Source organism: Methylobacterium sp. UNC300MFChir4.1 (assembly GCF_900110155.1).
Classification (GTDB): Bacteria; Pseudomonadota; Alphaproteobacteria; order Rhizobiales; family Beijerinckiaceae; genus Methylobacterium.
Genome location: NZ_FOCS01000031.1, coordinates 42,296 through 50,979 on the forward strand (window position 1 = coordinate 42,296; position 8,684 = coordinate 50,979).

Genomic DNA, 8,684 nt, shown 5'->3' on the forward strand with positions numbered 1-8,684 from the left:
GAGGGAGTGACGATGGCAAAACCTGAGGCGGACGCTCTCATGAGCCGAAGTGCATCGACATCTCTGCGCCGGGCCGACCCGATTTGCCTCGCGGTGGTCCTGTTCTTGACGTCCGGCGGCGCGGTCCGAGCCGAGCCGACGCGCTACCCGCTGACTCTTGAGAACTGCGGAGCGACCACGACGGTGAAGGCGGCGCCCCGACGCGTGGTATCGGTCGGCCAGACACAGACCGAGATCCTGTACGCCCTGGGGCTCGCGGACCGCGTCGTCGGAACAGCCGTGTGGTTCGGCCCCGTGGCCAAGCCCTACGAGGCGATGAACGCCGGGGTGAAGCGGCTGGCGGACAACTCGCCGAGCTTCGAAGCCGTGCTTGGCGAAGCACCGGACCTCGTGACCGCGACGTTCGCCTGGCACATCGGCCCGCACGGGGCGGTCGCCCGACGCGAGCAGTTCGGCGACCTGGGCGTACCCGTCTACGTCTCCCCGGCCGATTGCGTCGGCAAGGACAACTCGGCGCCGGGCGACGGCGTGCGCACGCGGCCTTTCGCCATGGAGCTCGTTTACCGCAACATCCGCGAGCTTGGGCAGCTCTTGGACGTGTCGTCCCGGGCGGAGGCGCTGGTCACCGACCTGATGGCACGTGAGGACGCTGCGGTCGCATCCATGGCCGGGCGCCCGGCGCGCGACTTGCCCGTCGTGGTCTGGTTCTCCAGCCGGGACGTGAAGGGCGACGCTTTCGTGGCCGGCGCCAAGGGCGTGCCGGCCTACCTCCTTGATAAGCTCGGGGCCCGCAACGTGATCACCACGGACGAGGAGTGGCCCCTGGTCGGCTGGGAGAGCATCGCGGCCGCCGACCCCGCCGTGATCGTGCTGGTGCGAATGGACCGGCGCCTGTTCCCGGCCGACGACGTCGCGGCAAAGCTCGATTTCCTGCGGACCGACCCGGTCGCCAGCCGGCTCACCGCCGTGCGCGAGAAGCGCATCATCGTCATGGATGTCGCGGCGACACGGCCAGGGCTCGGGACCATCGACGGCATCGGTGCGCTGGCCGACGACCTCAAGGCGCTTGGGCTCGCTCGATGAGGGGAGCCGCGCTCCCGGACTCCAGGTGGCTGCCCTGGGTGGCCACGGCCCTCGCGTCGTTGGCACTCCTCTGTCTCGCCGTCGCGCTCGCCATGACGGTCGGCGAGATGCGTATTCCGCTTCCGGTCACGCTGCAGGCGCTCGGCAATGCGCTGTTCGGCCTCGGCTACGCGGTGAACCCGATCCAGCAGGGCGTGCTTGTCGACTACCGACTGAGCCGCGCCCTGTTCGCCGCCTGCTGCGGCGCCGCGCTCGCGGTCTGCGGCGTTATCCTTCAGGCGCTCCTCCGCAACCCGCTTGCCGAACCTTACCTGCTGGGGATCTCGGCGGGCTCCTCCACTGGCGCCGTCGCGGTCATGGTGCTCGGGCTCGGCGGTGCGGCGGTCGGGATCTCGGGTGGCGCGCTGCTCGGAGCCGTCCTGGCTCTCGTGACGATCGCACTTCTCGCCATGGGTGCCGGCGGCACCAGCGAGCGCGTGATCCTCTCGGGCGTGGCCGCAACCCAGATCTTCAACGCCGCGACGGCCACGGTCGTGACCACCTTTGCCAGCGCCGAGCAGGCGCGCGGCGTGATGTTCTGGCTCCTGGGCAGCCTGGGCGGGGTGCGCTGGCCGGATGTATGGCTGGCGGCACCGGTGACGCTCGCCGGGTTCGCGGTCTGCCTCGCGCATGCCCGCACTCTCGACGCATTCACCTTCGGCGAGGACGCCGCCGCCGCGCTCGGCGTGTCGGTGTCCCGGGTCCGCCTCGTGCTGTTCGGGACGACGGCCGCGATGACCGCCGTCATGGTCAGTATCGCGGGGGCGGTCGGCTTCGTCGGCCTCCTGGTCCCGCACGCCGTCCGGCTGGTCGTCGGGCCGCGCCACAGCCGCCTGCTGCCAGCGGCGCTCGTGACCGGGGCGTTGTTCCTAGTGCTGGCCGACATCCTGTCCCGCGTCCTGATCGCGCGGCAGGTCGTGCCCATCGGGGTTGTCACGGCCTTGTTCGGGGCTCCGGCCTTCGCCCTGATCCTAATTCGCGCGCGGCGGCCCGCATGACGCTCGCGGCGCAGGACCTGCGATGGGGGGCAGGCGGGCGGATCATCGTCGACGGCGTGAGCCTGGAGGCGACGCCGGGACGGATGCTCGGGCTCGTCGGGCCGAACGGCTCTGGCAAGTCGAGCCTGCTGCGCCTGCTCTGCGGCCTACGGAAGGTCGGGAGCGGCGTCGTGACCCTCGGCGGCACGAACATCGAGGCCCTGTCCCGACGCGACGTCGCGCGACGCGTCGCCGTGGTCGAGCAACATTCGGGAACGCAGGCGCAGGTGACGGTCGAGGAGGTCGTGCGCCTCGGGCGGACGCCGCACCGGGGTGCCCTGGCCCCTTGGACCGAGGCCGACGAGGCGGCGGTCGCGAGCGCCCTGGCGCGGGTCGGGTTGGACGCGCGTCGCGACCAGCCCTGGGCGACGCTATCGGGCGGCGAGCGCCAGCGCGCGCAGATCGCCCGCGCCCTCGCGCAGGAGCCGAGCGAGCTCGTGCTGGACGAGCCGACCAACCATCTCGACGTGCGCCACCAGCTCGACGTGCTCGCCTTGGTGCGAGGGCTCGGCGTCACCAGCATCGTCGCCCTGCACGACCTGAACCTGGCCGCCCTGTTCTGCGACGAGGTCGCCGTCCTGAACGAAGGGCGTCTGGTCCGCTCGGGGACGCCGGAGGCGGTGCTGACCCCCGACATGATCGCGCATGTGTTCGGGGTGCGTGCCGAGGTCCGCGTCTCCGCGCACAGCGGTCGGCCCCACATCGAGTACCGTCCGGACTGAACGGCAAGGAGCCACACGGCATGAGCACATCCGAGGTCGCCGCGGGCGTGACCGCGTACTGGGACGCCCGGGCCCCTCACTTCAACGGCGCGGCCTCGCATGTCCGCACCCCGGACCTTTGGAAGGAGGTCCTCGCCGAGGCATTCGCGGCGGACGGGCCGAGGGACGTCGTCGACCTCGGGACCGGCACGGGGGCGTGCGCGCTCGCAGCGGCTGCCCTGGGTCACCGGGTAAGGGCCTATGACGGCTCGGCGGGGATGCTGGGCGTCGCGCGGGAGGCGGCGAGGCAGGCGGGTCTCGACGTCCGGTTCGTCCAGGCCCTCATCGCGGACGCGCCGCTGGAGCCTGCCAGCGCAGACATCGTCACAGTCCGGAACGTCCTCTGGACGTTGCAGCGGCCCGCCGAAGCGCTTGAGGTCGCGCGACGCACCCTGCGTCCGCGAGGCCGCGTCGTCGTCTCCGACGGTCTGTGGTCGGCTGCGCCCGAGGACCGCTCGGACTACACCGCCGAGCTTGCACGGCGCCTTCCATGCCATGCCGGGCTTACCGAGGAGGACGCGAGGGAGCTCTTAACGGAAGTCGGGTTCACCGCCGTGATGGCTTGGCAGCATCTATTCCAAGCGCCGCCTTACCCAGGTGGTGTCCCCGTCTTCGTCCTCTCTGCCATCGCGAGCTGATATGGGCGGCCAGCACGAAAAGCTTCGTCAGCACCACAATGCCGTGGTCCAAGTGGCCGTTGCCCACCGCGGCATTTTCTGGGTAGCCGAAGAGGAATAGTACCTTCAGGTCGGGCCGCCGCTCGCCACCTCGATCCGGCAGAATGCCGGTCGGGCGTGCTGGGCAGCCTTCCAGGAGGCATTCCACCGGCGGGACACAGCGGGCACTCTCCCGGAAATAGTTCACGGTCAAGCTAGGGTCGTGTATGACGTTTCATAGCGATCCTCCTACCGTGACTCGTACATGCTCAAGTTGGCGTCCCTCGCCGTCGCCGCGATGACGGCGAGCTCCCTCGGACCGCCCCAGACAGCCGCCGGGCAACTGACCTATTCGTGGCCCTCGAACGTCGGACCGCTGAACCCGCACCTCTACGCACCCAATCAGATGTTCGCACAGGCGAGCGTCTACGAACCGCTGGTGAAGTACCGGGGCGACGGAACGGTCGAGCCCTGGCTCGCGACCTCGTGGACCATCTCCGAGGACGGGCGGACCTACGATTTCGCCCTGCGCCCCGGCATCACCTTCAGCGATGGGACGCCCTTCGACGCGGCCGGGGTCAAGGCGAACTTCGACGCGATCCTGGCCAACCGCCCGCGGCACGCGTGGCTCGATCTCATCCAGCAGATCGAGCGTACCGAGATCGTCGGGCCCCTGGCATTCCGCCTCGTCCTGAAGGCGCCGCACTACCCGACACTGCTCGAACTTTCCCTGCCGCGGCCCTTCCGGTTCCTGTCTCCGAGGGCCATGGGCCCCGGCGGTACGACGGCCGTCGGCATCGGGGCGCCGGCCGGCACGGGGCCGTGGCGGCTCGTCGACACCCAGCTCGGCGTCTCCGACACGTTCGAGAGCAATCCGGGCTACTGGGGCCCGAGACCCATCTTCGACCGGCTCGTCGTCAAGGTCATCCCCGATCCCAACACCCGCGTCATCGCCCTGCAGACGGGTGAGATCGACCTCGTCTACGGCGCGGCCGGACAGATTCCTTCGGAAGCCCTCGTCCGCCTTCGGGACATGGCTCCGAACTTCGCCGCAGCGGTCTCGCCGCCGCTGGCGACCCGGGTGCTGGCGATGAACTCCGCGCGCTTCCCGACCGATGATCGGGCGGTCCGTCTCGCCATCAACCACGCCGTCGACAAGGACACGCTGGTCCGGACGGTCCTCGACGGGATCGAGCCGCGGGCCGATTTCCTGTTCGCGCCGCGCGTGCCGTACGCCGACGTCGGACTGAAGCGCTACGGCTTCGACCGGGACGCGGCCTCCCGCATGCTCGACGCGGCCGGCTGGACGCTCGGGCGCGACGGCGTGCGTGCGAAGGACGGACGCCGCCTCGCCGTCGAGGTCGATTTCGTCGGGACCAACGCCCAGCAGCGCGCGATCGCCGAGGTGCTCCAGGCCGATCTCGGCCGCGTCGGCATCGACGTCCGGCTGATCGGCGAGGAGGAGAGTTCGATCCTGGCCCGCCAGAAGGACGGCCGCTTCGGCCTGATCTTCGGCGAGACCTGGGGGCCGCCCTACGATCCCGCCTCTTTCATCAGTTCGATGCGCACCCCGTCGCACGCAGACTACCAGACGCAGGTCGGGCTGCCGGAGAAGCCGGACATCGACGCGGCCATCGCGGAGGTGCTCGCCACGACTGACGAGACCGAGCGCCAACGGATCTATGCCAGGCTGCTGACCACCCTGCACGAGGCCGCAATCTACCTGCCGATCTCTCACGCCGTGGCCATCGAGGTCCATCGTTCCTCGATCACGGGCGTCGGCTTCGGCGCGACGATCAACGAGATCCCCTTCGCGGCGATGCGGCCGGCAGCCCGATGAACGGCAAGCCGATGCTCCGCTTCATCGCCGCCCGCCTCGCGCTGATCCCGCCGATGCAGCTGGGCGTCTCGATCCTCGTGTTCGTGATGCTGCGGCTCGGCCAGGGCGACCCGGCCCTCGACTACCTGCGCCTCTCGCAGATCCCGCCGACCGACGCCGCCCTCGCCGACGCGCACATCCTGCTCGGCCTCGACCGGCCATCCGTCGTCCAATACCTCGATTGGCTGTGGCGCGCCCTGCGGGGAGATTTCGGCCTCTCCTACGTCACGCGCCGGCCGGTCCTGCCCGAACTCCTCGGCTACCTGCCCGCGACCCTTGAACTGGCCGGGACCGCGCTCGCCGTCACCATCGCGGTGAGCCTGCCGCTCGGCGCCTGGGCGGCCGCCCATCGCGGCGGCTGGCAGGATCGCCTCGTGCGCGGGATCGCCGTGCTCGGCGTCTCGCTGCCGAACTTCTGGATCGCCTTCCTCCTCGTAGCCCTCTTCTCGGTCACCCTGGGCTGGTTGCCCCCGATGGGCCGAGGCACGCTCGCGCATCTCGTCATGCCGGCGCTCGCGATCTGCCTGATGTCCCTCTCGGTCAACGCGCGCCTGCTGCGCGCGAGCATGCTGGAGGTCGCGGGGACGCGCCACGTCCTCTACGCGCGCCTGCGCGGGCTCCCCGAGCGAACCGTTCGACGCCGACACATCTTCCGCAACGCCCTGGTGCCAGTCGTGACCGCCACCGGCATGCATGTCGGCGAGCTCCTGGGCGGCGCGCTCGTGGTCGAGACGATCTTCTCGTGGCCGGGCGTCGGCCGCTACGCGGTCTCGGCGATCTACAACCGCGACTACCCGGTCATCCAGTGCTTCACCCTGGTCATGACCGCGGTGTTCGTCCTCTGCAATCTCGCGGTCGACATCGCCTATGCCTGGCTCGACCCACGCATGCGCCTTGCTGGGGAGGCGACGGCGTGAGGCCGAACGCTTCCATGCGGGTGGCCCGCACGGGCTTGGGATCGGTCACGGTCCCCGGCGCACTCGCCATCGTGATCCTGCTGCTGGCGCTTCTCGGACCGCTGGCCGCGCCGCACGACCCCCTGGCGGTGAACCTCACGGCCCGCTTCGAATCGTCGAGCCTCCTCCATCCCCTCGGCACCGACCATCTCGGACGGGACATCCTGTCCCGGCTGATCGCCGGTGCGCAGACGACGCTCGGCGCCGTCGCGGCCGCCCTCGCCCTGGTGGTGGCGCTGGGCCTCGGGGTCGGCGCCGTCTCGGGGATGCTGGGCGGCCGGACCGACGCCGTGCTCATGCGCCTGTGCGACGTGTTCCTCACCGTGCCGACCTTCGTGCTGGCGCTGTTCCTGATCGGCGCGTTCGGCACCGGCCTCGTCAACGTCATCGCGGCGATCGCGCTGTCTCACTGGGCTTGGTACGCCCGCATCGTCCGAGGTCTCGTCCTCGAACTCAAGACGCGCGACTACGTCCTGGCCGCCCGGATCGCGGGGGCATCGCCGGTGGCGGTCTTCGTCGAGCACGTGCTGGCGGGGGTCCTGCCGCCGCTCGCGGCGCTCGCCACCCTGGACGTCGGCCACATGGCGCTCCACGTCGCCGGCCTGTCCTTCCTCGGCCTCGGCGTGCAGCCCCCGACCCCGGAATGGGGCGTGATGATCAACGAGGCCCGGGCCTTCTTCTGGACACGGCCCCTGCTGGTCGTCTGGCCGGGGCTCGCGATCGCCGTCGCCGTTCTTGCGTTCAACCAGCTCGGCGACGCGCTGCGCGACCGCCTCGACCCGACACTCGTTGCGGAGCGTGGCCTATGAGCCCGCGGGTGCTCCGGGCCGAGAACCTGCGCGTCGAGACCCGGCGCGGAGCCGAGGCCGTGCCGCTGGTCGCGGACGCGTCGTTCGAGTTGCGCACGGGCGAGGTGCTGGCCCTCGTCGGCACGAGCGGCTCGGGCAAGTCTCTGGCCTGCGCGGCGCTCCTCGACACGCTGCCGCCTGGGACCCGGCGCGTCGCCGGTCGCGTCCACCTCGACGGCACGGCGGTGGCGCCAGCTGAGTTCCGCGGCCGGACGGTCGCCACCGTGCTCCAGGCTCCCCGCTCGGCCTTCAACCCGCTGCGCACGATAGGTGACCATGCGGGTGAAACCGGCGCGGCTGTGGGACTTCAGCGCACCGAGAGCCGGGCGGCGATGCGCGAGGCGTTGGCAGCCGTCGGGCTCGGCGACGATCCGCGGGTGCCGGACCTCTACCCGTTCCAGATGTCCGGCGGCATGCTCCAGCGCGCTATGATCGCGCTCGCCCTGCTCGCGAGCGCTCCCTTCCTGGTCGCCGACGAGCCGACGACGGATCTCGACCTCGTCGCCCAGGCTCGCATCCTCGACCTGCTGGCAGCCCTCGTGCGCGACAGAGGCCTCGGGCTCCTGATCGTCACGCACGATCTGGGCGTCGTCGCCCGCCTCGCTGATCGCATGGCCGTGATGGCGGACGGGCGGATCGTCGAGACGGGCGGCACGGCATCAGTCTTCGCACGGCCGGACCGACCGGAGACGCGGGCGCTGCTCGCGGCTCACCGAGCCCTTCACGAGGTCGCGCGGTGACGGCCCTCCTGTCCGCCCATGGGCTCGGCAAAGTCTACGCGGGCACCGGGTGGCGCCGCGGCGCGCCACGACCCGTCCTCGCAGACGTCGACCTCGCCATCGAGGATGGCGAGTGCGTCGCCCTGATCGGACGCAGCGGTTCGGGCAAGAGCACGCTGGCCCGCCTCCTCCTCGGCCTGGAACGCCCCTCTGCCGGTGTCGTGCGGTTTCGCGGAATGGGTCTAGCCAGGCTCGACGACGCGGGGCGGCGAGCATTCAGGTCGGCGGTCCAGATGGTTCTTCAGGACCCGCTCTCGGCGGTGAACCCGCGCCATACGGTAGGCCGCACGATTGCGGAGCCGTTGCGGCATCTGACCGGCCTCTCGGCGACGGAGAGGCGAGCACGGGTCCATGCGCTGTTGTCTCTCGTCGGTCTCGACCCATCCGTGATCGCGCGGCTCCCGAGCCAGCTCTCCGGCGGCCAGGTGCAGCGCGTCGGCCTCGCCAGGGCGCTGGCTACCCGCCCTGCGCTCGTCGTGCTCGATGAGGCGGTCTCGAACCTGGACGCGCCGCTACAGATCGAGATCCTCGACCGCCTCGCCGTCCTGCGACATGAACAGGGAACCGCCTTCCTGCTCGTCACGCATGACATCCGTCTGGCGCGCCGGTTCGCGGATCGGGTCGTAGTTCTCGACGCCGGCCGGAT

9 protein-coding genes are annotated in these 8,684 nt (G+C 70.7%); all 9 read left to right on the forward strand.

Translation table 11 applies throughout. From position 1 onward, the window contains the following. Positions 1–12: 12 nt before the first annotated feature. Positions 13–1,083, forward strand: a complete 1,071-nt coding sequence (locus BMY19_RS26890; protein ID WP_244535030.1) for an ABC transporter substrate-binding protein — start codon at positions 13–15, stop codon at positions 1,081–1,083. Then, positions 1,080–2,120 (forward strand): FecCD family ABC transporter permease, encoded by a 1,041-nt coding sequence (locus BMY19_RS26895; RefSeq protein ID WP_100253506.1) that lies wholly within the window; start codon positions 1,080–1,082, stop codon positions 2,118–2,120. The genes BMY19_RS26890 and BMY19_RS26895 overlap by 4 nt, the downstream gene beginning before the upstream one ends. Next, complete coding sequence (locus BMY19_RS26900) at positions 2,117–2,881, forward strand: ABC transporter ATP-binding protein (RefSeq protein ID WP_100253507.1); 765 nt, start codon at positions 2,117–2,119, stop codon at positions 2,879–2,881. The genes BMY19_RS26895 and BMY19_RS26900 overlap by 4 nt, the downstream gene beginning before the upstream one ends. A 20-nt stretch (positions 2,882–2,901) precedes the next feature. Beyond that, the gene (locus BMY19_RS26905; RefSeq protein ID WP_100253508.1) at positions 2,902–3,558 is read left to right on the forward strand and encodes a class I SAM-dependent methyltransferase; all 657 of its coding nucleotides are present in this window, start codon (positions 2,902–2,904) and stop codon (positions 3,556–3,558) included. A gap of 283 nt (positions 3,559–3,841) precedes the next feature. Next, positions 3,842–5,416, forward strand: coding sequence for a nickel ABC transporter substrate-binding protein (gene nikA, locus BMY19_RS26910; protein ID WP_100253509.1), 1,575 nt, complete (start codon positions 3,842–3,844; stop codon positions 5,414–5,416). Positions 5,417–5,427: 11 nt separating this feature from the next. Then, on the forward strand, positions 5,428–6,372 hold the full coding sequence (gene nikB, locus BMY19_RS26915; RefSeq protein ID WP_100253518.1) for a nickel ABC transporter permease subunit NikB: 945 nt from the start codon (positions 5,428–5,430) through the stop codon (positions 6,370–6,372). Further along, positions 6,369–7,220, forward strand: coding sequence for a nickel ABC transporter permease subunit NikC (nikC, locus tag BMY19_RS26920; RefSeq protein ID WP_100253510.1), 852 nt, complete (start codon positions 6,369–6,371; stop codon positions 7,218–7,220). The genes nikB and nikC overlap by 4 nt, the downstream gene beginning before the upstream one ends. Beyond that, entirely contained in the window at positions 7,217–7,999 is a 783-nt protein-coding gene (locus BMY19_RS26925) for an ATP-binding cassette domain-containing protein (protein WP_100253511.1), read from the forward strand. Before nikC ends, BMY19_RS26925 begins: the two co-directional genes overlap by 4 nt. Beyond that, the coding region (locus BMY19_RS26930) for an ATP-binding cassette domain-containing protein (RefSeq protein ID WP_100252998.1) at positions 7,996–8,684 on the forward strand (689 nt) is incomplete at its 3' end. The genes BMY19_RS26925 and BMY19_RS26930, both read left to right, overlap by 4 nt.